The sequence below is a fragment of the Cupriavidus sp. SK-4 genome (genome assembly GCF_000611125.1).
Classification (GTDB): Bacteria; Pseudomonadota; Gammaproteobacteria; order Burkholderiales; family Burkholderiaceae; genus Cupriavidus; species Cupriavidus necator.
On record NZ_JFJW01000069.1, the window covers coordinates 4,301 to 26,920 of the forward strand.

General features: G+C 67.5%; 20 protein-coding genes. 14 read left to right on the forward strand and 6 right to left on the reverse strand.

Annotation, left to right across the window (positions count from 1 at the left end; translation table 11 throughout):
• A partial coding sequence (locus CF68_RS15005; protein WP_035820056.1) for a Tex family protein occupies positions 1-2,265 on the reverse strand: 2,265 nt, incomplete at its 3' end.
• A 169-nt stretch (positions 2,266-2,434) separates the two neighbouring features.
• On the opposite strand from CF68_RS15005, the gene CF68_RS15010 reads away from it, so the two are divergent.
• From CF68_RS15010 to CF68_RS15020, 3 genes are all read left to right on the forward strand, one after another.
• Complete coding sequence (locus CF68_RS15010; protein WP_035820058.1) at positions 2,435-3,226, forward strand: hypothetical protein; 792 nt, start codon at positions 2,435-2,437, stop codon at positions 3,224-3,226.
• Between the two features lie 34 nt (positions 3,227-3,260).
• Entirely contained in the window at positions 3,261-3,464 is a 204-nt protein-coding gene (locus CF68_RS15015; RefSeq protein ID WP_013956445.1) for a DUF465 domain-containing protein, read from the forward strand.
• A 66-nt stretch (positions 3,465-3,530) separates the two neighbouring features.
• Positions 3,531-5,693: an ATP-dependent DNA helicase gene (locus CF68_RS15020; RefSeq protein WP_035820060.1), complete on the forward strand. Its 2,163-nt coding sequence runs from the start codon at positions 3,531-3,533 to the stop codon at positions 5,691-5,693.
• An 80-nt stretch (positions 5,694-5,773) separates the two neighbouring features.
• Here the strand turns inward: CF68_RS15020 and CF68_RS15025 are convergent, their stop codons facing one another.
• Complete coding sequence (locus CF68_RS15025; protein WP_084187243.1) at positions 5,774-6,604, reverse strand: outer membrane protein assembly factor BamD; 831 nt, start codon at positions 6,602-6,604, stop codon at positions 5,774-5,776.
• Between the two features lie 17 nt (positions 6,605-6,621).
• Between CF68_RS15025 and CF68_RS15030 the strand changes: the two genes are divergently transcribed.
• Entirely contained in the window at positions 6,622-7,878 is a 1,257-nt protein-coding gene (locus CF68_RS15030) for an RluA family pseudouridine synthase (RefSeq protein ID WP_035820064.1), read from the forward strand.
• The gene (gene pgeF / locus CF68_RS15035) at positions 7,862-8,665 is read left to right on the forward strand and encodes a peptidoglycan editing factor PgeF (protein ID WP_035820066.1); all 804 of its coding nucleotides are present in this window, start codon (positions 7,862-7,864) and stop codon (positions 8,663-8,665) included. Before CF68_RS15030 ends, pgeF begins: the two co-directional genes overlap by 17 nt.
• Before the next feature lie 13 nt (positions 8,666-8,678).
• Here the strand turns inward: pgeF and CF68_RS15040 are convergent, their stop codons facing one another.
• Positions 8,679-8,882 (reverse strand): hypothetical protein, encoded by a 204-nt coding sequence (locus tag CF68_RS15040; protein WP_035820073.1) that lies wholly within the window; start codon positions 8,880-8,882, stop codon positions 8,679-8,681.
• A gap of 444 nt (positions 8,883-9,326) precedes the next feature.
• Between CF68_RS15040 and phaC the strand changes: the two genes are divergently transcribed.
• The 4 genes from phaC to phaR all read left to right on the forward strand — a co-directional run bounded on the left by phaC (position 9,327) and on the right by phaR (position 14,166).
• Positions 9,327-11,096: a class I poly(R)-hydroxyalkanoic acid synthase gene (gene phaC / locus CF68_RS15045; RefSeq protein ID WP_035820075.1), complete on the forward strand. Its 1,770-nt coding sequence runs from the start codon at positions 9,327-9,329 to the stop codon at positions 11,094-11,096.
• Positions 11,097-11,179: 83 nt separating this feature from the next.
• Positions 11,180-12,361, forward strand: a complete 1,182-nt coding sequence (locus tag CF68_RS15050) for an acetyl-CoA C-acetyltransferase (RefSeq protein WP_035820078.1) — start codon at positions 11,180-11,182, stop codon at positions 12,359-12,361.
• 76 nt (positions 12,362-12,437) lie between these two features.
• Positions 12,438-13,178: a 3-ketoacyl-ACP reductase gene (locus CF68_RS15055; protein WP_013956453.1), complete on the forward strand. Its 741-nt coding sequence runs from the start codon at positions 12,438-12,440 to the stop codon at positions 13,176-13,178.
• Positions 13,179-13,614: 436 nt separating this feature from the next.
• Positions 13,615-14,166 carry a polyhydroxyalkanoate synthesis repressor PhaR gene (gene phaR / locus CF68_RS15060; RefSeq protein WP_010810130.1) on the forward strand — a complete coding sequence of 184 codons (552 nt, stop codon included), beginning with the start codon at positions 13,615-13,617 and terminating at the stop codon, positions 14,164-14,166.
• A 56-nt stretch (positions 14,167-14,222) separates the two neighbouring features.
• Here the strand turns inward: phaR and CF68_RS15065 are convergent, their stop codons facing one another.
• A complete protein-coding gene (locus CF68_RS15065) occupies positions 14,223-14,513 on the reverse strand; it encodes an addiction module antidote protein (RefSeq protein ID WP_035820080.1) in 291 nt (96 codons plus the stop codon).
• Positions 14,514-14,798: 285 nt separating this feature from the next.
• On the opposite strand from CF68_RS15065, the gene CF68_RS15070 reads away from it, so the two are divergent.
• From CF68_RS15070 to CF68_RS15090, 5 genes are all read left to right on the forward strand, one after another.
• Complete coding sequence (locus CF68_RS15070) at positions 14,799-15,767, forward strand: tRNA-dihydrouridine synthase (protein WP_084187245.1); 969 nt, start codon at positions 14,799-14,801, stop codon at positions 15,765-15,767.
• A gap of 146 nt (positions 15,768-15,913) precedes the next feature.
• The gene (gene rimO / locus CF68_RS15075) at positions 15,914-17,293 is read left to right on the forward strand and encodes a 30S ribosomal protein S12 methylthiotransferase RimO (protein WP_035820084.1); all 1,380 of its coding nucleotides are present in this window, start codon (positions 15,914-15,916) and stop codon (positions 17,291-17,293) included.
• 91 nt (positions 17,294-17,384) lie between these two features.
• On the forward strand, positions 17,385-18,569 hold the full coding sequence (gene bktB / locus CF68_RS15080) for a beta-ketothiolase BktB (protein WP_035820088.1): 1,185 nt from the start codon (positions 17,385-17,387) through the stop codon (positions 18,567-18,569).
• Positions 18,570-18,577: 8 nt separating this feature from the next.
• Entirely contained in the window at positions 18,578-19,204 is a 627-nt protein-coding gene (locus CF68_RS15085; RefSeq protein WP_035820090.1) for a hypothetical protein, read from the forward strand.
• Between the two features lie 166 nt (positions 19,205-19,370).
• Positions 19,371-20,594, forward strand: coding sequence for a cystathionine beta-lyase (locus CF68_RS15090; RefSeq protein ID WP_035820092.1), 1,224 nt, complete (start codon positions 19,371-19,373; stop codon positions 20,592-20,594).
• A 6-nt stretch (positions 20,595-20,600) separates the two neighbouring features.
• Here CF68_RS15090 and CF68_RS15095 read toward each other — a convergent pair whose 3' ends face one another.
• Both CF68_RS15095 and CF68_RS15100 read right to left on the reverse strand, forming a co-directional pair.
• Positions 20,601-20,840: a DUF2789 domain-containing protein gene (locus CF68_RS15095; protein WP_010810122.1), complete on the reverse strand. Its 240-nt coding sequence runs from the start codon at positions 20,838-20,840 to the stop codon at positions 20,601-20,603.
• 121 nt (positions 20,841-20,961) lie between these two features.
• Positions 20,962-22,611: a PepSY domain-containing protein gene (locus CF68_RS15100; RefSeq protein ID WP_035820095.1), complete on the reverse strand. Its 1,650-nt coding sequence runs from the start codon at positions 22,609-22,611 to the stop codon at positions 20,962-20,964.
• Positions 22,612-22,620 lie beyond the last annotated feature (9 nt).

Below are 22,620 nucleotides of genomic sequence, written 5' to 3' on the forward strand. Positions count from 1 at the left end.
GCGTTGGCCGCCGCGGTCACCACGGTCGCCGCCGGCGCGTGCCGCGGCCTGGCCGGGCTCGTCGTCCAGGCGCATCGACAAGCCGATGCGGTTGCGCTTGACGTCGACCTCCATCACCTTGACCTTGACGATCTGGCCGGCCTTGACCACCTCATGCGCGTCCTTGACGAACTTGCTGGACAGCGCCGAGATGTGGACCAGGCCGTCCTGGTGCACGCCGATATCGACAAACGCGCCGAAGGCTGCCACGTTGGTGACCACGCCTTCCAGCACCATGCCGGGCTGCAGGTCCTTCACGTCTTCCACGCCTTCCTGGAAGGTTGCGGTCTTGAACTCGGGGCGCGGGTCGCGGCCCGGCTTTTCCAGCTCGGACAGGATGTCGCGCACGGTCGGCAGGCCGAAGGAGTCGTCGGTGAACTGCGTCGGCGACAGGCCGCGCAGCGCGTCGCGGTTGCCCATGACATCGCGCAGGCCCTTCTTGACGTGCTCCAGGATGCGCTGCACCACCGGATACGCTTCCGGGTGCACCGAGGAGCGGTCCAGCGGATTGTCGCCGTCGTTGATGCGCAGGAAGCCGGCCGCCTGCTCGAAGGTCTTGTCGCCCAGGCGCGGCACCTGCTTCAGCGCGTTGCGGTTGGGGAAGGCGCCATTGGCGTCGCGGAACTCGACGATATTGCGCGCCAGCACCGTGTTCAGGCCCGACACGCGCGCCAGCAGCGGTGCCGAGGCGGTGTTGACGTCCACGCCCACGGCGTTGACGCAGTCTTCGACCACGGCGTCCAGCGCCCGCGCCAGCTCGCGCTGGTTGACGTCATGCTGGTACTGGCCCACGCCGATCGATTTGGGATCGATCTTGACCAGTTCGGCCAGCGGATCCTGCAGCCGCCGGGCAATCGACACCGCGCCGCGCAGCGACACATCCAGGTCCGGGAATTCCTTGGCTGCCAGCTCCGACGCCGAATACACCGAAGCGCCGGCCTCGCTGACCACGATCTTGGTCAGCTTCAGCTCGGGCATCTGCTTCATCAGGTCCTGCACCAGCTTGTCGGTTTCGCGGCTGGCGGTGCCGTTGCCGATCGACACCAGTGCCACATTGTGCTGTTTTGCCAGGCGTGCCAGCGTGGCGAGCGAGCCGTTCCAGTCGCGGCGCGGCTCGTGCGGGTAGATGGTGGCGGTGTCCAGCAGCTTGCCGGTGCTGTCCACCACGGCGATCTTGCAGCCGGTGCGGATGCCGGGGTCGACGCCCATGACGGACTTGGGCCCGGCCGGCGCGGCCAGCAGCAGCTCATGCAGGTTGCGGCCGAACACCTTGATGGCTTCGTTCTCCGCGGTTTCGCGCAGCTGCGTCAGCAGTTCGGTTTCCAGGTGGGGCTGCACCTTGACGCGCCAGCACCAGCGGCATACGTCGCCCAGCCACTTGTCGGCCGGGCGGCCCAGGTTCTGGACGCCGACATGGCGCGCGATCATGCCTTCGCACGGGTGCGGCACCATCGCGTCCTGTTCCTCGCCCAGGCCCAGCTTGACCATCAGCACGCCCGCGTTGCGGCCGCGGAACAGCGCCAGCGCGCGGTGCGACGGCACGGTGCGGATGGTCTCGCTGTAGGCGTAGTAGTCGCGGAACTTCTCTTCCTCGGCGGTTTCCTTGCCTTCCATCACGGTGGAGGCCACCACGCCGTTGGTCCACAGGTGCTCGCGCAGCTTGCCCAGCAGTTCCGCGGTCTCGCCGAACTGCTCTGACAGGATGTCGCGCGCGCCGTCCAGCGCGGCCTTGACATCAGGCACACCGCCGTCGGCGGTGGGGTTGCCGTTGACGTACTTGGCGGCCTCGGCCTGCGGATCCAGCGTGGGATCGGCCAGCAGCGCCTGCGCCAGCGGCTCCAGCCCGCATTCGCGCGCGATCTGGGCGCGGGTGCGGCGCTTGGGCTTGTAGGGCAGGTAGAGGTCTTCCAGCGTTTGCTTGGTTTCGGCGGCCTCGATGGCGGCCTGGAGCTCGGGCGTCAGCTTGCCTTGCTCCTGGATCGACGCGAGGATGGCCGCGCGGCGGTCTTCCATGTCGCGCAGGTATAGCAGGCGCTCTTCCAGGTTGCGCAGCTGCGTGTCATCCAGGTTGCCGGTCACTTCCTTGCGGTAGCGGGCGATGAAGGGCACGGTGGCGCCTTCGTCGAGCAGCGCCACGGCCGCGGCCACCTGGCGGGGCTGCACGGACAGTTCAGCCGCGATGAGCGAGACAATCTTTTGCGAGACGGATGCGGGCAGGTTTGACATCGGAGAGCGCGGCGAAAAACGCAGTCAGTCGAAAGCGGGGCATTTTGCCACAAGCGCGCGAGGTATCCGCCAGGGCGCGCAGCAGGTGCGGGGCGGGCGGCGTCCCGCGCACGTCCGCAACGTCCCGGCAGGGCAGGCCGGTGCCCGGCCCGGATGCTAGAATCCGGTCATGATCGTCAAGTCCCGCCCGGCCGCCGCCAAGGCCACCATCCTGGCCATGCCAACCTTCGCCAACGTGCCTGAAACTTCCCTGTTCCGCTTCGGCCGCCTGGCTGCTCTGGCCATGGCTGCATGCGCCGTGCTGATGCCGCTGCGCGAGGCGCGCGCCCAGGCTTCCGCGCCCGCCGCGCCGCCCGCCGCCAACGGCCAGCGCGACTTTGCCGCCGAACGCAAGGCCGTCGAGGATTCGCGCGCCTGGACCAACTACCGCTTCGCCGCCGCCGAACGCGAGTGCTACGGCAAGTTCTTTGTCAACCACTGCATCAACAATGCCAAGGAAGTCCAGCGCGAGGAGCTGCAGGTGCTGCGCAAGCGCGAACTGGAGGTAGGCGAGGCCGAACGCGCCCACCGCGCCGCCGAGCGCGACCGCGAACAGGCGCTGCGCAACGCCGAGTTCGAGGCCAGCCAGCCGAAGCGCTCGGCCAGTGAGCAGTCCAGCCGCGAGGCCTTCCAGAAGAAGCAGCAGGAACAGCAGCTGCGCGAGGCGCAGCGCCAGGGTGAGGCGCCGCAGCGCGCCGCCAATGCGCAGGCGTACGAGAAGAAGCAGTCCGACTTCGATGCCCGCATGCAGGAGGCCCAGCAGAAGGGCGCCGAGCAGGCCCGCCAGCGGCAGGAGAATGCCAAGGCATACGAGGCCAAGCAGCGCGACCTCGAACAGCGCCAGAAGGAACTGGAAGAGCGCCGCGCCAAGGCGAAGGAGCAGCAGGGCCAGGCGTCGGCGCCGCGCCCGTTCGGCTTCTGAAGTCCGGCACCGTGACTGCGCAGCGGAGGCATAGATGGACAGCAACCTGAATACCCTGGAGCGGCGCATCATGGAGTTGCAGATCGAGCACCGCGACCTGGATTTCCTGATCGACCGGCTTGCCAGCGATGCCGTCCATGACGAACTGCAGCTGCGCCGGCTGAAGAAGCGCCGCCTCAAGCTGAAGGACGCCATCACGCTGCTGCAGCTGCAGCTCGAACCCGACGTGCCGGCCTGAGCGCATCCAGGCTTGCCGATTGCCGCCGGTGCCGTCCGGCGGCCCATACAACATTCCCCCCCTGCCTTGTCCGACCTTCCAGATTCCCCCGAGCCGTCCGAAGCCGTCAGCCTGACCGACGCCGGGTCGCCCGCGCCTGCCGCGCCCGCCGACGACGGCGCCAGCCGCGGCGCTGAACTGGCCACCATCTTTGCCGATACCGGCACGCTGGCCCAGGCCATTCCCGGCTACCGGCCGCGCGCCTCGCAGCACAAGATGGCCGAGGCCGTCGCCGACGCGATCGTGCAGAACGATTCCGTCATCGTCGAGGCGGGCACCGGCACCGGCAAGACCTACGCCTACCTGGTGCCGGCGATGCTGTGGGGCGGCAAGGTGATCCTGTCGACCGGCACCAAGAACCTGCAGGACCAGCTGTTCCTGCGCGACATTCCCACGGTGCGCCATGCGCTGAACGTGCCGGTCTCGGTAGCGCTGCTCAAGGGCCGCGCCAACTACGTCTGCCATTACCACCTGGAACGCGCACAGGCCAACGGCCGCCTGGCGTCGCGCCAGGATGCGGCGTGGCTGCGCGACATCGGCCGCTTCATCAAGGAAACCTCCACCGGCGACAAGGCCGAGCTGGCGTCCGTGCCCGAGAACGCGCCGGTATGGCAGATGGTGACCTCCACTCGCGACAACTGCCTGGGATCGGAATGCCCGCATTACAAGGAATGCTTTGTGATGCGCGCGCGCAAGGAAGCGCAGCAGGCCGACGTGGTGGTGGTCAACCATCACCTGTTCTTTGCCGACGTGGTGCTGCGCGACACCGGCATGGCGGAACTGCTGCCGGCGGCCAACACCGTGATCTTCGACGAAGCCCACCAGCTGCCAGAGACCGCCACGCTGTTCTTCGGCGAGACACTGTCGACCAGCCAGCTGCTGGAAATCGCCCGCGATACCGTGGCCGAAGGCCTGTCGCATGCGCGCGATGCGGTGGACTGGGTCGCGCTGGCCGCGCCGCTGGAGCGCGCCGCGCGCGACCTGCGCCTGGCCTTCAGCAAGGACAATGCGCGGCTGGCGCTGGGCCAGATCGAGGCCGACCGCCGTATCGCCGAGCCTTTCAACGAGACGCTCTGTGCGCTGGACGAGGCGCTGTCAGGCTTCGTCGAAATGCTCGAAAGCCAGGCCGAGCGTGCCGAATCGCTGCAGCAATGCCACCGCCGCGCGCTGGAGCTGGCCAACAAGCTGGCCGCGTGGCGCGCCGATGCCGCGCCCGCGCCGGCACCGCAGCAGGCGGAGGGCGAGGGCGAAGCAGCCCCGGCGGTGCCCGCCGGGCCTGAAACCGTGCGCTGGGTCGAGGTGTTCTCGCATACCGTGCAGCTGCACCGCACGCCGCTGTCGATCGCGCCGATCTTCACGCGCCAGCGCGACGGCCAGCCGCGCGCCTGGGTTTTTACCTCGGCGACGCTGTCGGTGAAGGGCAACTTCACCCACTACGCCGCGCAGCTGGGGCTCGACAAGGACCGCTCGCTGACGCTGCCCAGCCCGTTCGATTACGCGAAGCAGGCGCTGCTTTACGTGCCGCGCGACATGCCGGCGCCGCAGTCGCCGCAGTTCACCGACGCGGTCGTGCAGGCGGCATTGCCGCTGATCGAGGCCGCCGGCGGGCGCACCTTCCTGCTGTGCACCACGCTGCGCGCCGTGCAGCGTGCCTCGGACCTGCTCTATGACGCGTTTGCCGAGCGCGGCCTGAACCTGCCGCTGCTGGTGCAGGGCCAGGCCAGCCGCACCGAATTGCTGGACCGCTTCCGCGAGCTGGGCAATGCGGTGCTGGTCGGCAGCCAGAGCTTCTGGGAGGGCGTGGATGTGCGCGGCGAGGCGCTGTCGCTGGTGATCATCGACAAGCTGCCGTTCGCGCCGCCCGACGACCCGGTGCTGGCCGCGCGCATGGAAGTGCTGCAGAAGAAGGGCCTGAGCCCGTTTGCCGTGCACCAGCTGCCGCATGCGGTGATCACGCTCAAGCAGGGGGCGGGGCGGCTGATCCGCTCGGAATCGGATCGCGGGGTGCTGGCGATCTTCGATACGCGGCTGGTCGAGAAACCCTATGGCCGGCAGATCTGGCAAAGCCTGCCGCCGTTCACGCGCACGCGAGAGGCAGCGACGGTGGTGCGGTTCCTGGAGTCGCTGCGCGGTCCGGGCAAGGGGCCTGAGGCGGAGCCCGCCGGAGCCGGGGACGCGGCAGCGGACTGACCGACGCCGGTGCCGGAAAAAGAAAAACGGGACGTATCGGAGGATACGTCCCGTTTTCTATGGCCGCTGGCCAGCCGGCGTCAGAACACTTCCCACCAGGCCTTGTCCTTGCGGCGTGCGCCGTACTTGATGAAATCGCTGTCCGGGAAATTGCGCTCCATCACGCGTGCGGTGTCGTCGCGCAGGTCCTTCATGCCCATCGCGTCATATGAGCGGACCATGATGTACAGCGCTTCTTCGTTGGCCGGGGCGCCGTCGTAGTCCTTCAGCGCCTGCTGGGCGCGGTTGACGGCTGCCAGGTACGCGCCGCGCCGATAGTAGTAGCGCGCGGCATGCACTTCATGCTGGGCCAGCGAATTGACGATGTACTGCATGCGCATCGTGGCATCGGGGGTGTACTTGCTTTCCGGGTGGCGCGTGATCAGCGTATTGAACGCGTCATAGGCGGCGCGCGCGGCCTTGGGGTCGCGCTCGCTCAGGTCCTGGCCCGAGAAGCGGCCCAGCCAGCCCAGGTTGTCATTGAAGTTGATCAGGCCCTTGAGGTAGTAGGCGTAATCGATATTGGGATGGTTCGGGTGCAGCTGGATGAAGCGGTCCACCGCGGCCAGGGCTGCTGCCGTTTCACCATCCTTGTAGTTGGCGTAGGCGGTATCGATCTGGGCCTGCTGCGCATAGCGCCCAAACGGATAGCGGCCTTCGAGCTTTTCATACAGCTTGACGGCACGCGTGTAGTCGCCGCCATCCAGCGCATCCTTGGCTTCCGAATATAATTTGTTGGCCGACCAGCCTGCGGTCTCGTCGGGTTGGTCCGCCAGCAGGCCGCATGCAGACAGCATGACGCAGCCGCCTGCGAGCAGAACCGCTCCAATTGTCGTGCGCCAGCGCGCGCGTTTCATGCTCTGCAATTGCATGGGCAATCGTATCCCGGATGAAGAAAAATAGCGTCAAGCATTATAGCCCAAGCCCCCAGCCCAACCCCGAAGCAGGAGATGGCGTGGGAGGACTTCCACCAGAACGGGTGCGCGCAGCCGCGTCCGTGGCCGATTTCGAGGCCCATCCCGAGGAATTTGAGGACCTTGCCGAGACGCCGTCCGGCAGCGGTGCGCCTGCTGCCGAGGCGGCCGTGAGCCTGACGCTGGAGGTGGACAGCGCCTCGCATGGCGAGCGGCTCGATAAATTGCTCGCGCGTCACTTCAGCGAATTTTCACGCAGCCGCCTGCAGCAGTGGATCGAAAGCGGCGCGGTGCGAGTCGACGGCCAGGTACGCCGTCCGCGCGACGCGGTGCAGATGGGCAACCGCATCGAGATCCAGCCGCAGGCTGCGCCGGAATCGTCCGCTTTCTCGCCCGAGGACGTGCCGCTGGACGTGGTCTATGAAGACGACACCCTGCTGGTGATCAACAAGCCCGCCGGCCTGGTGGTGCACCCGGCTGCCGGCAACTGGAGCGGCACCGTGCTCAACGGGTTGCTGCACCGCGACCCCGCCGCCGCGTCGCTGCCGCGCGCGGGCATCGTGCACCGGCTCGACAAGGAAACCTCCGGGCTGATGGTGGTGGCGCGCTCGCTCACCGCGCAGACCGACCTGGTGCGCCAGCTGCAGGCGCGCACGGTCAAGCGCACCTATATCGCGCTGGTGTGGGGCCGCACCTATGACGAGGGCACCATCGACGCGCCCATCGGCCGCGACCCGCGCGAGCGCACGCGCATGGCGGTCGTGCATACCGCCAGCGGCAAGCCGTCGCGCACGCATTTCCGCACGCTGGCCACGGTGCCGCTGGGGCGGGGCTTCGTGTCGATGGTGATGTGCAAGCTGGAGACCGGCCGCACGCACCAGATCCGCGTGCATTTCGAGTCGATCGGCCACCCGCTGGTGGGCGACCCGGTCTACTTCCGCGCCACGCAGCGCGGGCAGCGCCCGGCGATCCGCGTGACGCTGCCGGTGCCGTATGAGCGCCAGGCGCTGCATGCGTACAAGCTCGGCCTGGTGCATCCGGCCACCGGCAGGCACATGTCGTGGACCGCGCAGCCGCCGCAAGACCTGCAGGCGTTGATCGATGCGCTGGACTTTGAAAGCGCGCAGGCCGACGAGGAAGACGAAGCCTGGGACGAAGTCTGGGAAGGCGGCGAGGCCCACTGGGAATACGCCGGCGATGACGAAGACGGTGACGATGAGCGCAGCGCCTGATCCCGCCTGGCTGGTCCCCGACTGGCCCGCGCCGGCACGTGTGCGCGCGCTGTCCACGACGCGCCAGGGCGGTGTCAGCAAGGGCCCGTACGGGCTTGCCGGCGCAGCCCCGGGCGGCCTGAACCTGGGCACCCACGTTGGCGACGACCCCGCCGACGTGGCGCGCAACCGCGCGCGGCTGGCCGCCTGCCTGCCGTCGATGCCGCAATGGCTGGAGCAGGTGCATGGCTGCGCGGTGGCCACGGTCGACCATATGGCGGCCCCGGGCGCCCCCGTGCCCCAGGCCGACGCGAGCCTGGCGGTGGCGCCCGGCCACGTCTGCGCCGTGATGACGGCGGATTGCCTGCCGGTGCTGCTGTGCGATGCGCAGGGGACCGTGGTGGGCGCCGCGCATGCGGGCTGGCGCGGCCTGTGCAACGGCGTGATCGAAGCCACCCTGTCACGGATGCAGGCCGCTGCCGGTGCTGGCGCCCCGCGCTGGCTGGCGTGGCTGGGCCCCGCCATCGGTCCCGACGCGTTCGAGGTGGGTGCCGAAGTGCGCGATGCCTTCCTGGCCCAGGCACGCGCCGATGAACAGGCCGCGGTTGCCGCAGCCTTCCGCCCTGGGGCCCCGGGCAAGTACCTTGCCGACATCTATGCGTTGGCGCGCACGCGCCTGGCACGTGCCGGCTGCACCGAGGTCTACGGCGGCGACGCCTGCACCGTGGCCGATGCCGGCCGCTTCTACTCCTATCGGCGCGACGGCGTGACCGGCCGCATGGCCAGCCTGGTCTGGCTGGCGGACTGAGCCGGCCGCTGCCTCACTCTTCCTTGCCCCTGGCCGCCTGCGCGCGCTCGGCTTCGGCCTTGCGCCGGCGGCGGCCGGGCGTGCCCATGATGTAGAGCACCAGCGCCACCGGCGCCACGCCATACATCAGGAAGGTGGCAACCCCTGCCACCACGTTGTGCTCGGTGATCGCCATCATCAGCGCCACGTAGAGCCAGCCAATCGCCACGATGTACATCAAATTTTCATCCTTCTCGCCTATGCTCAGTGGCCTCGGAAAATGCAAGCGCTGCATACCGTCCGGTAGGTCGGGGAGCGCGCAGCGCCGGGTCGATTCCCGCATTGACAGCGCGTGCGTTGCAAGGCAACAATGGGCTCAAATGTCTCGGAATCGCTGACGATTCCCAGGTTTCTCCGGCAAGCATAGCGCATGGCATTGCCATGCCAGGATGTCGCGCTTGCAGGATAAAAGGGGAGCCGCTATCGGAATGGACGCAAGCCAGGGCCGCACAGGTGCGGTCGAGGCTTCCAGCCAGTTCCAGGGCAGATGTGCCGGCAGACCCTCCCGCTTTGGGGGAGGCGCAAGCCGGGTCCATTCGGATAGCATCTCCCCATGCAGAGTGCCGGCCAGGGCAATGCCCGGAGCCGGTTCGAATAGTGACGGCAGAGAGACAATCAAATCATGGCGACCGGCAAAGGTGCGGCAGCTTCCACTCAGGAAGGCAAGTCACAACCATTCAAGTTCACGCCGGGGCCATTCGATCCAGCCAGATGGCTGGAATGGTCCCGCCAGTGGCAGGGCACTGAAGGCAACGGCCACGCGGCCGCGTCCGGCATTCCGGGCCTGGATGCGCTGGCAGGCGTTAAGATCGCTCCGGCGCAGCTGGGTGATATCCAGCAGCGTTACATGAAGGACTTCTCAGCCCTTTGGCAAGCCATGGCCGAGGGCAAGGCCGAGGCCACCGGGCCGCTGCACGACCGGCGCTTCGCCGGCGACGCATGGCGCACCAACCTGCCATACCGCTTCGCTGCCGCGTTCTACCTGCTCAATGCGCGCGCCTTGACCGAGCTGGCCGATGCCGTCGAGGCCGATGCCAAGACGCGCCAGCGCATCCGCTTTGCGATCTCGCAATGGGTCGATGCGATGTCGCCCGCCAACTTCCTTGCCACCAATCCCGAGGCGCAGCGCCTGCTGATCGAATCGGGCGGCGAATCGCTGCGTGCCGGCGTGCGCAACATGATGGAAGACCTGACGCGCGGCAAGATCTCGCAGACCGACGAGAGCGCGTTTGAGGTCGGCCGCAATGTCGCGGTGAGCGAAGGCGCCGTGGTCTTCGAGAACGAATACTTCCAGCTGTTGCAGTACAAGCCGCTGACCGACAAGGTGCACGCGCGCCCGCTGCTGATGGTGCCGCCGTGCATCAACAAGTACTACATCCTGGACCTGCAGCCGGAGAGCTCGCTGGTACGCCATGTGGTGGAGCAGGGACATACGGTGTTCCTGGTGTCGTGGCGCAATCCGGACGCCAGCATGGCCGGCAGCACCTGGGACGACTACATCGAGCACGCAGCCATCCGCGCCATCGAAGTCGCGCGCGACATCAGCGGCCAGGACAAGATCAACGTGCTGGGCTTCTGCGTGGGCGGCACCATTGTCTCGACCGCGCTGGCGGTGCTGGCCGGGCGCGGCGAGCACCCGGCGGCCAGCGTCACGCTGCTGACTACGCTGCTGGACTTTGCGGACACCGGCATCCTCGACGTCTTTGTCGACGAGGGCCATGTGCAGCTGCGCGAGGCCACGCTGGGCGGCGGTGCCGGCGCGCCGTGCGCGCTGCTGCGCGGCCTTGAGCTGGCCAATACCTTCTCGTTCCTGCGCCCGAACGACCTGGTATGGAACTACGTGGTCGACAACTACCTGAAGGGCAACACGCCGGTGCCGTTCGACCTGCTGTTCTGGAACGGCGACGCCACCAACCTGCCGGGGCCGTGGTACTGCTGGTACCTGCGCCACACCTACCTGCAGGACGAGCTCAAGGTGCCCGGCAAGCTGATCGTGTGCGGCGTGCCGGTGGACCTGGCCAGCATCGACGTGCCGACCTACATCTACGGCTCGCGCGAAGACCATATCGTGCCGTGGACTGCGGCCTATGCCTCGACCGCGCTGCTGGCGAACAAGCTGCGCTTCGTGCTGGGTGCGTCGGGCCATATCGCCGGTGTGATCAACCCGCCGGCCAAGAACAAGCGCAGCCACTGGACCAACGATGCGCTGCCGGAGTCGCCGCAGCAATGGCTGGCCGGCGCCACCGAGCATCACGGCAGCTGGTGGCCGGACTGGACCGCATGGCTGGCTGGCCAGGCCGGCGCGAAACGCGCCGCGCCCGCCAACTACGGCAATGCGCGCTATCCCGCGATCGAACCCGCGCCTGGGCGATATGTCAAAGCCAAGGCATGACGCTGCATGCCTGCCGGCGTGCATCATGCACGGCGCCGGCAGGCCTGCAGGTTCCCTCCCGTTTCCATTGAAAGGACTACACAATGACTGACGTTGTCATCGTATCCGCCGCCCGCACCGCGGTAGGCAAGTTTGGCGGCTCGCTGGCCAAGATCCCGGCGCCGGAACTGGGTGCCCTGGTCATCAAGGCTGCGCTGGAGCGCGCCGGCGTCAAGCCGGAGCAGGTGAGCGAAGTCATCATGGGCCAGGTGCTGACCGCCGGTTCGGGCCAGAACCCCGCACGCCAGGCCGCGATCAAGGCCGGCCTGCCGGCGATGGTGCCGGCCATGACCATCAACAAGGTGTGCGGCTCGGGCCTGAAGGCCGTGATGCTGGCCGCCAACGCGATCATGGCGGGCGACGCCGAGATCGTGGTAGCCGGCGGCCAGGAAAACATGAGCGCCGCCCCGCACGTGCTGCCGGGCTCGCGCGACGGTTTCCGCATGGGCGACACCAAGCTGGTCGACACCATGATCGTCGACGGCCTGTGGGACGTGTACAACCAGTACCACATGGGCATCACCGCCGAGAACGTGGCCAAGGAATACGGCATCACGCGCGAGGCGCAGGATGAGTTCGCCGTCGGCTCGCAGAACAAGGCCGAAGCCGCGCAGAAGGCCGGCAAGTTTGACGAAGAGATCGTCCCGGTGCTGATCCCGCAGCGCAAGGGCGACCCGGTGGCCTTCAAGACCGACGAGTTCGTGCGCCAGGGCGCCACCCTGGACAGCATGTCCGGCCTCAAGCCCGCCTTCGACAAGGCCGGCACGGTGACCGCGGCCAACGCCTCGGGCCTGAACGACGGCGCTGCCGCGGTGGTGGTGATGTCGGCGGCCAAGGCCAAGGAACTGGGCCTGACCCCGCTGGCCACGATCAAGAGCTACGCCAACGCCGGTGTCGATCCCAAGGTGATGGGCATGGGCCCGGTGCCGGCCTCCAAGCGCGCGCTGTCGCGCGCCGAGTGGACCCCGCAGGACCTGGACCTGATGGAGATCAACGAGGCCTTCGCCGCGCAGGCGCTGGCGGTGCACCAGCAGATGGGCTGGGACACCTCCAAGGTCAACGTGAACGGCGGCGCCATCGCCATCGGCCACCCGATCGGCGCGTCGGGCTGCCGTATCCTGGTGACGCTGCTGCACGAGATGAAGCGCCGCGACGCCAAGAAGGGCCTGGCCTCGCTGTGCATCGGCGGCGGCATGGGCGTGGCGCTGGCAGTCGAGCGCAAATAAGGAAGGGGTTTTCCGGGGCAGCGCGCGGTTGGCGCGGACCCGGCGACGATAACGAAGAGCCAATCAAGGAGTGGACATGACTCAGCGCATTGCGTATGTGACCGGCGGCATGGGTGGTATCGGAACCGCCATCTGCCAGCGACTGGCCAAGGATGGCTTTCGTGTGGTGGCCGGCTGCGGCCCCAACTCGCCGCGCCGCGAAAGGTGGCTCGAGCAGCAGAAGGCACTCGGCTTTGACTTCGTTGCCTCTGAGGGCAACGTGGCCGACTGGGACTCGACCAAGACCGCGTTCGACAAGGTCAAGGCCGAGGTCGGCGAGGTCGATGTGCTGATCAATAATGCCGGCATCACCCGCGACGTGGTGTTCCGCAAGATGACCCGTGCCGACTGGGACGCGGTGATCGACACCAACCTGACCTCGCTGTTCAACGTCACCAAGCAGGTGATCGACGGCATGGCCGACCGCGGCTGGGGCCGCATCGTCAACATCTCGTCGGTGAACGGGCAGAAGGGCCAGTTCGGCCAGACCAACTACTCCACCGCCAAGGCTGGCCTGCACGGCTTCACCATGGCGTTGGCGCAGGAAGTGGCGACCAAGGGCGTGACGGTCAACACCGTTTCGCCGGGCTATATCGCCACCGACATGGTCAAGGCGATCCGCCAGGACGTGCTCGACAAGATCGTCGGGACGATCCCGGTCAAGCGCCTGGGCGAGCCGGAAGAGATCGCTTCGATCTGCGCCTGGCTGTCGTCGGACGAGTCCGGTTTCTCGACCGGCGCCGACTTCTCGCTCAACGGCGGCCTGCATATGGGCTGACCTGCCGGCCTGGTTCAACCAGTCGGCAGCCGGCGCTGGCGCCCGCGTATTGCGGTGCAGCCAGCGCGGCGCACAAGGCGGCGGACACTACGTTGCGCCACCTGTTTCGCGGGCCGTCATGGCCCGCGAATCGTTTCTGCCAGCACGCCATTCCTCCCTTTTTGCGCCAATTCACCGGGTTTTCCTTAAGCTCGGTCGCTTTTCTTAGTGCCTTGTTGGGCATAGAATCAGGGCAGCGGCGCAGCCAGCACCAAGTTCGTGCAGCGCGGCCCTCGCGGGGGCGAGGTTGCAGGCCGCCACGCGCAGCCATGCGCGAACAGGCCACCAGACGGCCGGCACGACAACAAGCAGATGGCGCGGGCGATACCGATTTGCGCACTGCACCCCATGCGGTGCAGCAGCGCGCAAACAGCGATGACACAAGGACAGAGCACCGATGGCCACGACCAAAAAAGGCGCAGAGCGACTGATCAAAAAGTATCCGAACCGCAGGCTCTACGACACCCAGACCAGCACCTACATCACTCTGGCCGACGTCAAGCAGCTGGTCATGGATTCAGAAGAATTCAAGGTCGTCGACGCCAAGTCTGGTGACGAACTGACCCGCAGCATCTTGCTGCAGATCATCCTGGAAGAAGAAACGGGCGGCGTGCCGATGTTCTCCAGCGCGATGCTGTCGCAGATCATCCGCTTCTACGGCCATGCCATGCAGGGCATGATGGGCACCTATCTGGAAAAGAACATCCAGGCCTTCATCGACATCCAGAACAAGCTGGCCGAGAACTCCAAGGGCCTGTATTCCGGCGAAACCTTCAGCCCCGACATGTGGTCGCAGTTCATGAACATGCAGGGCCCGATGATGCAGGGCATGATGAGCAACTACATCGAGCAGAGCAAGAACCTGTTCGTGCAGATGCAGGAGCAGATGCAAAGCCAGGCCAAGAATATGTTCGGGACGTTCCCGTTCAACCAGCCGGACAAGAAGTAAGACACTGGCAGCGGCGGGCGCTACACCCGCCGCATATCCCGCACGCTGGCTGGCACTCAGCCAGCGCTCGCATGCAGGCGGATTCCCAGCGCCCGCATCACCTTCCAGATCGTCCCGAACTCCGGATTGCCTTCGCCTGACAGCGAGCGGTAGAGGCTTTCGCGCGAAAGGCCCGTTTCGCGCGCCAGTCGCGTCATGCCGCGCGCACGCGCCACCACCCCGAGTGCGTAGGCAATGAATCGATCGTCGTCGCCGGCCTCGGCGAGGCAGGCATCCAGGTAGGCGGCGATCTCCTGCTCGTTCCTCAGCTGCTCAGTGGAGTCCCAGGGGCGGGTTGGTTCTTTCATGGCTCACTCCGAAATCAGTGCTCGAATGTCTGGGGCTGGGCATATCGTACTGTAGCCTGTGGGCTACGGTATCGGAATCGCCGATCCCTGAAAACCGTGCCGACGCAAAGCAGGTAGAATGCGCGGTCTGCGCACCCAGGCGCACGCAATCACGCAACTCTTTCCAGCGGCGGCTCAGTGTGGACTCGCCTTTTGTGCGCGAAACCCCATGCCCTCCGTTATCCAATGTGCTCCTCCTGCGCCGGCCTTTAAGGCCTGGCCCTCTGCTTCGGTGAAGTCCTCGCCATGAGCCGGCTATTGCTGGCCCCCATGGAAGGGCTTGCCGACTACGTCTTGCGCGACGTGCTGACCGATACCGGCGGCTACGACGGCTGTGTGTCGGAGTTCGTCCGAGTGACGGGTTCGTTGCTTCCAGCCCGCGTCTACGAGCGCGATACGCCCGAAATCCTCGCCGGCGGCTATACCCGCAGCGGCACGCCGATGGTGATCCAGTTGCTCGGCAGCGATCCGGAATGGCTGGCGCGCAATGCGGCCTATGCCGCGACCTTGTCGCCGCATGGCATCGACCTGAACTTCGGCTGTCCCGCCAAGGTCGTCAACCGGCATGGCGGCGGCGCCATGCTGCTGACGAATCCTGAGTTGTTGAACCGGATCGTTGCGTCCGTGCGCGCGGCGGTGCCGGCCCATATCGCCGTGACGGCAAAAATGCGGCTGGGCGTCTCCGATACCTCGCTGGCCATTGATTGCGCCACGGCGCTCGCCGAAGGCGGCGCGGCTACGCTCGTCGTGCATGCCCGGACGCGGGACCATGGCTACCGGCCGCCGGCCCACTGGGACTGGATCGCGCGCATTGCGGCGGCGGTGGACGTGCCCGTGATTGCAAACGGAGACGTCTGGACGGTCGCCGACTGGGAGCGTTGCCGGGCCGTCAGCGGTTGCGCCGACGTGATGATCGGGCGCGGCGCCGTGTCCGACCCTTTCCTGGCTTTGCGCATTCGCGGGCTGATGGACAGTTCGCCGTCGGACGAGGAGTGGCCGCTGGTCCTCCGCCAGATCGCCACTTACCTGAGAAAGCTGCATGCCCGTATCGCCTCGTGCCATGAGCATGGGCGCGTGAAACTCTGGCTCAGCTATCTCAAGCGGACCTGGCCACAGGCCGCCGAACTGCATGCGGCCATCCGGCGCATGCAGGACTCGCTGGAGATAGAGCGGGTCCTGGAAGGCCTGCCGGGCGCCGCTACCGCGCCGGAATGACGCGGCATTGCCGCAGCCTGGGCCACATGTGTGGAGTCAGGCGCCGAGAATTCATGGCAAACGGTTAAAATGCGCGATTGGCTCACCGGCCGCCGGCCTTGTCCCCGCATACTCCGCCGCGCCTGCCCCCACATTCGGATTGCACCGTGAAAAACCCTTCAGAATCAACGACCCAGAAAGACCATAGTCCGCGTGTGGGATTTGTTTCCCTTGGCTGCCCCAAGGCGCTGGTCGACTCCGAGCAGATCATCACCCAGCTGCGCGCCGAGGGCTATGCCATCAGCGGCACCTATGACGGCGCCGACCTGGTCGTGGTCAATACCTGCGGCTTTATCGACGAGGCCGTGCAGGAGAGCCTGGACGCCATCGGCGAGGCCCTGACCGAGAACGGCAAGGTCATCGTCACCGGCTGCCTGGGCGCGAAGAAGGATGCGGCGGGCCATGACATCGTGTCGTCGGTGCACCCCAAGGTGCTGGCCGTGACCGGCCCGCATGCGCTGGGCGAGGTGATGCAGGCGGTGCACACGCACCTGCCCAAGCCGCATGACCCGTTCACCGACCTGGTGCCGGCCGCCGGCATCAAGCTGACGCCCAAGCATTACGCCTACCTGAAGATTTCCGAGGGCTGCAACCACCGCTGCTCGTTCTGCATCATCCCGTCGATGCGCGGCGACCTGGTGTCGCGCCCGGTGGCCGAGGTCATGCTGGAGGCCGAGAACCTGTTCAAGGCCGGCGTCAAGGAACTGCTTGTGATCTCACAGGACACCAGTGCCTACGGCGTCGACGTCAAGTACCGCACCGGCTTCTGGAACGGCCGCCCGCTCAAGACCCGCATGACCGAACTGGTGGCGGCGCTGGGTGAGCTGGCCGCGCAGTACGGTGCCTGGGTGCGCCTGCACTATGTCTACCCGTACCCGCACGTGGACGAGATCATCCCGCTGATGTCGCAGGGCCATGTGCTGCCATACCTCGATGTGCCGCTGCAGCACGCGCACCCGGACGTGCTCAAGCGCATGAAGCGCCCGGCCAATGCCGAAAAGACCATGGACCGCATCCGCGCCTGGCGCGAGATCTGCCCTGAGCTGACCATCCGCAGCACCTTTATCGCCGGCTTCCCGGGCGAGACCGAGGCGGAATTCCAGACCCTGCTCGACTTTATCGCAGAGGCCGAACTGGACCGCGTCGGTTGCTTCGCCTATTCGCCGGTTGAGGGCGCCACCGCCAACGACCTGCCGGGCGCGCTGCCCGACGAGGTGCGCGAGGAACGCCGCGCCCGCTTCATGGAAGTGGCTGAAGAGGTCTCGGCACGCCGCCTGCAGCGCAAGGTTGGCCAGACCCTGCGGGTGCTGGTGGACGAGGTCAACCAGGACGGTGGCATCGGCCGTTCGTCCGCGGATGCGCCGGAAATCGACGGCCTGGTCTATATCGCGCCGCCGGAACGCCACTCCCAGCGCTACCGCGCCGGCGAGTTCGTCGACGTGAAGATCACCGGCGCCGACGGCCACGACCTGTGGGGCGAGGTCTGAAACGGGTTGATTAGGTAAAAGTACGCTCGTTCGATTTCGTCCGCGTCCCGCTATACTGTGCGGTGCAACATAACCTCATGGAGACAAAGTCATGACGCGTGAAGTGGTAGTGGTAAGCGGTGTCCGTACCGCGATCGGGACCTTTGGCGGCAGCCTGAAGGATGTGGCGCCGGCGGAGCTGGGTGCACTGGTGGTGCGCGAGGCGCTGGCGCGCGCGCAGGTATCGGGCGACGATGTCGGCCATGTGGTGTTCGGCAACGTGATCCAGACCGAGCCGCGCGACATGTATCTGGGCCGCGTCGCGGCCGTTAACGGCGGGGTGACGGTCAACGCCCCCGCGCTGACCGTCAACCGCCTGTGCGGCTCGGGCCTGCAGGCCATCGTCAGCGCCGCGCAGACCATCCTGCTGGGCGATACCGACGTCGCCATCGGCGGCGGCGCGGAAAGCATGAGCCGCGCCCCGTACCTGGCCCCGGCAGCGCGCTGGGGCGCACGCATGGGCGATGCCGGCCTGGTCGACATGATGCTGGGTGCGCTGCACGATCCCTTCCACCGCATCCACATGGGCGTGACCGCCGAGAACGTCGCCAAGGAATACGACATCTCGCGCACGCAGCAGGACGAGGCCGCGCTGGAATCGCACCGCCGCGCTTCGGCCGCGATCAAGGCCGGCTACTTCAAGGGCCAGATCGTCCCGGTGGTGAGCAAGGGCCGCAAGGGCGACGTCACCTTCGACACCGACGAGCACGTGCGCCATGACGCCACCATCGACGACATGACCAAGCTCAGGCCAGTCTTCGTCAAGGAAAACGGCACGGTCACGGCCGGCAATGCCTCGGGCCTGAACGACGCCGCCGCCGCGGTGGTGCTGATGGAGCGCGCCGAAGCCGAGCGCCGCGGCCTGAAGCCGCTGGCCCGCCTGGTGTCCTACGGCCATGCCGGCGTGGACCCGAAGACCATGGGCATCGGCCCGGTGCCCGCGACGAAGATTGCGCTGGAGCGTGCCGGCCTGCAGGTGTCGGACCTGGACGTGATCGAAGCCAACGAAGCCTTTGCCGCGCAGGCGTGCGCGGTGACCAAGGCCCTCGGCCTGGACCCGGCCAAGGTCAACCCGAACGGCTCGGGCATCTCGCTGGGCCACCCGATCGGTGCCACCGGTGCCCTGATCACGGTGAAGGCGCTGCATGAGCTGAACCGCGTGCAGGGCCGCTACGCGCTGGTGACGATGTGTATCGGCGGCGGGCAGGGTATTGCCGCCATCTTCGAGCGTATCTGAGGTTTGCCTTGCGCCTGGCTTTGCTGACGAAGAGCCTCTGCACGCTCGGCCTGGCCGCCGTGCTCGCCCTGGCGGGCACGGCGCAGGCAGCGCCGTCGACCGAGCTGTCGACTGGCCCGCTGAACGCCGGGCCAGCCGGCGGGGAAGGCCTGGGCATCAACCAGGCCATTCGCGACGGCGAAACCCGGCGCGGCGGCACCTCGCTTTCCACAGGCGCGCCAATACCTCTGGCGCCGCGGCCGGAATATGCGTCGCTGCCGGTCTACGTCGGCAAGGTCGGCGACCAGCCGGTGCGGCTGCGCCTGGGCCCCAAGCCTGACGAGCGCGACAGCGTGCGCGGCGAATACGCCGGCCGTGGCGCCGGTGTGCGCCTGCTGGCGGGCGAGTGGGAGGACGGCGCCTTCCTGATGGAGGAGTCCGGCGACGGCACCCGCGTGTCGGGCAACTGGGAAGGCAGCATCGACGCCAGCGGCGCCGTGCGCGGCACCTGGACCGATGCGTTCAACCCGGCCATCGTGCTGCCGTTCTTTATCCGCCCGCTGGGCGTGCTGGTGATTCCCCCGTTCGACATGAGGCCCAACAGCGGCGTCACCTACGCGCCGCCGCCGCCGAAGTCCTCGATTTCCGGCTGGTAAGCCGCTTCCTGGTGCCCGCCGTTGCCATCGCCGGTGGCGCGGCCGGCATTTGCTGGTAAGCTCGAAGGCTCATCGAGTCTCATTCCTGACCGTGCCGTGCTTCTGCCCGGGCGATACCGCCAGGGCAGCGCGCCGTGGCCGGCCAGCAGCCAGCAAGGAAACCGCCGTGTCCGATTCGCCATCCGACAAGCCCGCGTCGCCCGCCCATTACCTGCAAACCGTTGCGGTCCAGCCCGAGCTGGAGATCGCGCCCGGCTTTGCCTCGTTCTCCCCCGCCACGCACCGCGGCTCTACCGTGGTGTTCCGCAACCTGGCCGAACTGCGCGCCCATGGCGACGGTGCCACCACCTACTGGCGCTATGGCCTGCACGCCACGCCGACCAGCGAGGCGCTGTGCCAGCACCTGGCGCTGCTCGAGGGTGCGCGCCACACGCTGCTGCAGCCGTCGGGGCTGGCGGCGATCTCTCTGGTCTACTTCGCGCTGCTCAAGAGCGGCGACGACGTGCTGGTTCCGCACAACGTCTACGGCCCCAACCGCGACCACGGCGAGTGGCTGGCACGCGAATTCGGCGTGACCGTGCGCTACTACGACCCGATGGACGCCGCTGCGATGGCGGCGATGATCCGGCCGAATACGCGCCTGATCTGGATGGAGTCACCCGGTTCGGTGACCATGGAAGTGCCCGACAGCGACGCCATCGTCGCCGCGGCCAGGGCGCGCGGCGTGCTGACCGCGATCGACAATACCTGGTCGGCCGGCATCTACTTCCGCCCGTTCGACAAGGGCATCGACATCTCGGTGCAGGCGCTGACCAAGTACCAGTCCGGCGGCAGCGACGTGCTGATGGGCGCCGTGCTGACCTGCGACGATGCGCTGCATGACCGCCTCAAGCGCACCCGCATGCTGATGGGCTGGGGGGTTTCCGCCGATGACTGCCACCTGGTGCTGCGCGGGCTGCCGAGCCTGCCGGTGCGCCTGGCCGCGCATGACCGTGCTGCCCGCGAAGTGGCGGAGTGGCTGCGCCAGCGGCCCGAGGTTGCGCGCGTGCTGCATCCGGCGCTGCCGGACTGCCCCGGCCACGCCAACTGGCGGCGCGATTTCACCGGTGCCAGCGGGCTCTTTGCCATCATCCTGCGGGCAAGCTATACGCGCCAGCAGGTGGATGCCTTGGTCGAGGCGCTGCAGCTGTTTGCGATCGGCTGGTCCTGGGGCGGCGCCCACAGCCTGGCCGTGCCGTATCACGTGCAGGGCATGCGCCCGGCGGGCACCTGGCCGCCGGCCGGCTGGCAGGATACCGGCGAACTGGTGCGGCTTTATATCGGCCTGGAAGACACGCGCGACCTGATCGCCGACCTGCGCCAGGCGCTGGAGGCTACGCTGGCCGCGTAAGCGGCCTCAAGCCGGCTGCCTCAGGGCGAGATTGAGCTGGTCGACGACCTCGGCCCAGTCGGCGTCGTCCAGCAGCTCGTCGCGCAGCAGCGTGGCCTGGGCGGGCGTCCAGAACGGTGCCTCGGCCAGTTCGACATCGTCGGGCAGCGGGGCGTGCGTGCCGATAAAGCTGCGGATGCTGGCTTCGTCGGAGGCCAGGCCGAGTTGGGCAAACAGTTCGGAAAACTGGTGGAAGGTTGATTCCATGGCGGTCGGCTCGATGTTGTTGGCCTGAGATAGTGTAGGGCAGCGGCCGGGCTGGCGCGGTCAAGGAAACAAAAACGGACGCTGCTGCGTCCGTTTTTGCGTGCGTGCGTGCGCGGTGCGTTCAGGGTGTATCCGTGCTGGGCATCGTCTTGGCGCTTGCGGTGGGCCTGGCGGCCTGGGCGGCTTGGGCTGCCCGCGGCATCGCCCAGACCGACTCCGCCGGCCCGCTGCGCGCGCGGCGCTGCGTGGCGCGGGCCAGGGCGGCAAAGCCCGCGGCCAGCGCGATCGCGCCGATATCGAAGCCGGCGATGATCCAGTGCCCGCTTGGGATGCTGTGCAGCAGGTGGTCGCCGGTCAGGATCGCGTTCGCCAGCGGCACCGTCAGCGACGCCAGCGCGGCAGCGTAGAGCAGTTCCACCGCGGCGCGCACCGGCGGGCGCAGCAGCGCCCAGGCACAGGCCAGGCCAAACACCGTGAAATACGTGTAGCTCACCGCGCGCTCAGGCCACAGCAGCGCCGCCGGGAAGCACAGCGCCACGCCGATGCAGCAGCCGATGCACACGCCGACCGTGCCCTGCGCCAGCAGCCGGTGCACGCGCGGCTGCTCCGCCTGGCGCAGCTTGCGCCGCGACTCGATCCACAGCAGGTTGCCCGAATAGAACAGGAAGGCGCCGGCCAGCCCGGCCAGCAGGTAGACCAGCCGCACCGGCAGCTCGCCGAAGGTGCCGAAATGCAGCGTGTACAGCGCGCTGTAGAGTCCGTGGTTGCTGTCGCGCGTGCCGGCGGTCTGGTTGGCGGTCAGCTGGCCCGCGTTGGGCTCGCCGCTGGCGGCATGGATGCCGACCGAGCCCAGGTTGCCGAGTGCCTGCGTGCTGGTGCCGCGCACCTCCACCACGGCGTTGGCGTCGCCATAGCGCTGGAAGCGGAACGACTCGGGCGTGAAGCGCTCGCCGCCGTGCTCGCGCGCGATCTGCATCAGCGTTGCCGTGGGCATGGTCGGCACCGCCCGGTTGGCCGCGGCCACTTCCGGCACGGCGGTGGTGGCGCGGGGCACCGCTTCGAACAGGCGCCCGTCGAAGGTCAGTGTGTTGAACACCATCATCAGCACCAGCGACAGGCAGAACAGCGCGCCGGTGATGGCAAAGACCAGGTGGAAGGGCAGGCTGAACAGGCCCAGCACATTGTGGGTGTCCATCCAGAAGCGCTTCAGGTTGCGCCCGGGGCGCACCGCGAACAGGTCCTTCTTCAGCCGCGGCAGGTGCAGCAGCACGCCCGACACCAGCGCCAGCCCGTACAGCACCGAGATCGCGCCCATGAAGTAGATGCCGCCTACCGGGATCCCCAGCGAGTAGTGCAGGCTGTTCAGGAACGCCGACAGTTCGCCGATCACGTGGTCGCGCGAGGTGTCGCGCTGCATCGCGGCGTCGCCGGCCAGGCGGGCGTCGGTGGTCATCTGCCACTCGCCGGCCTTGTCTTGCCAGTAGGCCGAGATATTGGGCTCGCCCTCCGAGGGCATGATCACGTAGGAACTGGCCGCGGCCTCGGGGTGAATCGCGACCAGCTTTTGCATGAAGCGGTCGACCGCGGCCGGGTCGGCCTTGGCCTCGACCGGCGCATTGCCTTTCAGCCGCGACGGCGACTGCCATACGTGCAGCTCATGGTGGAACACGGTGACCGCCCCGGCAAAGAAGGCGATAAACAGGGCCCAGCCGGCCATCAGGCCGACCCAGGTGTGCAGCGTCTGGTACAGGCGCAGGGTTGCGGTTTTCATGATGGCATT

What these genes read in the sequence shown, in the direction of transcription:
- pgeF (WP_035820066.1), top strand. Translation starts at nt 7,862, where the DNA reads ATGAGCGCAGCGCCTGATCCCGCCTGGCTGGTCCCCGACTGGCCCGCG.
- CF68_RS15030 (WP_035820064.1), top strand. Translation starts at nt 6,622, where the DNA reads ATGAAGAAAAATAGCGTCAAGCATTATAGCCCAAGCCCCCAGCCCAAC.
- CF68_RS15055 (WP_013956453.1), top strand. Translation starts at nt 12,438, where the DNA reads ATGACTCAGCGCATTGCGTATGTGACCGGCGGCATGGGTGGTATCGGA.
- CF68_RS15100 (WP_035820095.1), bottom strand. Translation starts at nt 22,611, where the DNA reads ATGAAAACCGCAACCCTGCGCCTGTACCAGACGCTGCACACCTGGGTC.
- CF68_RS15010 (WP_035820058.1), top strand. Translation starts at nt 2,435, where the DNA reads ATGATCGTCAAGTCCCGCCCGGCCGCCGCCAAGGCCACCATCCTGGCC.
- CF68_RS15040 (WP_035820073.1), bottom strand. Translation starts at nt 8,882, where the DNA reads ATGTACATCGTGGCGATTGGCTGGCTCTACGTGGCGCTGATGATGGCG.
- CF68_RS15095 (WP_010810122.1), bottom strand. Translation starts at nt 20,840, where the DNA reads ATGGAATCAACCTTCCACCAGTTTTCCGAACTGTTTGCCCAACTCGGC.
- phaC (WP_035820075.1), top strand. Translation starts at nt 9,327, where the DNA reads ATGGCGACCGGCAAAGGTGCGGCAGCTTCCACTCAGGAAGGCAAGTCA.
- phaR (WP_010810130.1), top strand. Translation starts at nt 13,615, where the DNA reads ATGGCCACGACCAAAAAAGGCGCAGAGCGACTGATCAAAAAGTATCCG.
- CF68_RS15025 (WP_084187243.1), bottom strand. Translation starts at nt 6,604, where the DNA reads ATGCAATTGCAGAGCATGAAACGCGCGCGCTGGCGCACGACAATTGGA.
- CF68_RS15070 (WP_084187245.1), top strand. Translation starts at nt 14,799, where the DNA reads ATGAGCCGGCTATTGCTGGCCCCCATGGAAGGGCTTGCCGACTACGTC.
- CF68_RS15050 (WP_035820078.1), top strand. Translation starts at nt 11,180, where the DNA reads ATGACTGACGTTGTCATCGTATCCGCCGCCCGCACCGCGGTAGGCAAG.
- bktB (WP_035820088.1), top strand. Translation starts at nt 17,385, where the DNA reads ATGACGCGTGAAGTGGTAGTGGTAAGCGGTGTCCGTACCGCGATCGGG.
- CF68_RS15015 (WP_013956445.1), top strand. Translation starts at nt 3,261, where the DNA reads ATGGACAGCAACCTGAATACCCTGGAGCGGCGCATCATGGAGTTGCAG.
- CF68_RS15065 (WP_035820080.1), bottom strand. Translation starts at nt 14,513, where the DNA reads ATGAAAGAACCAACCCGCCCCTGGGACTCCACTGAGCAGCTGAGGAAC.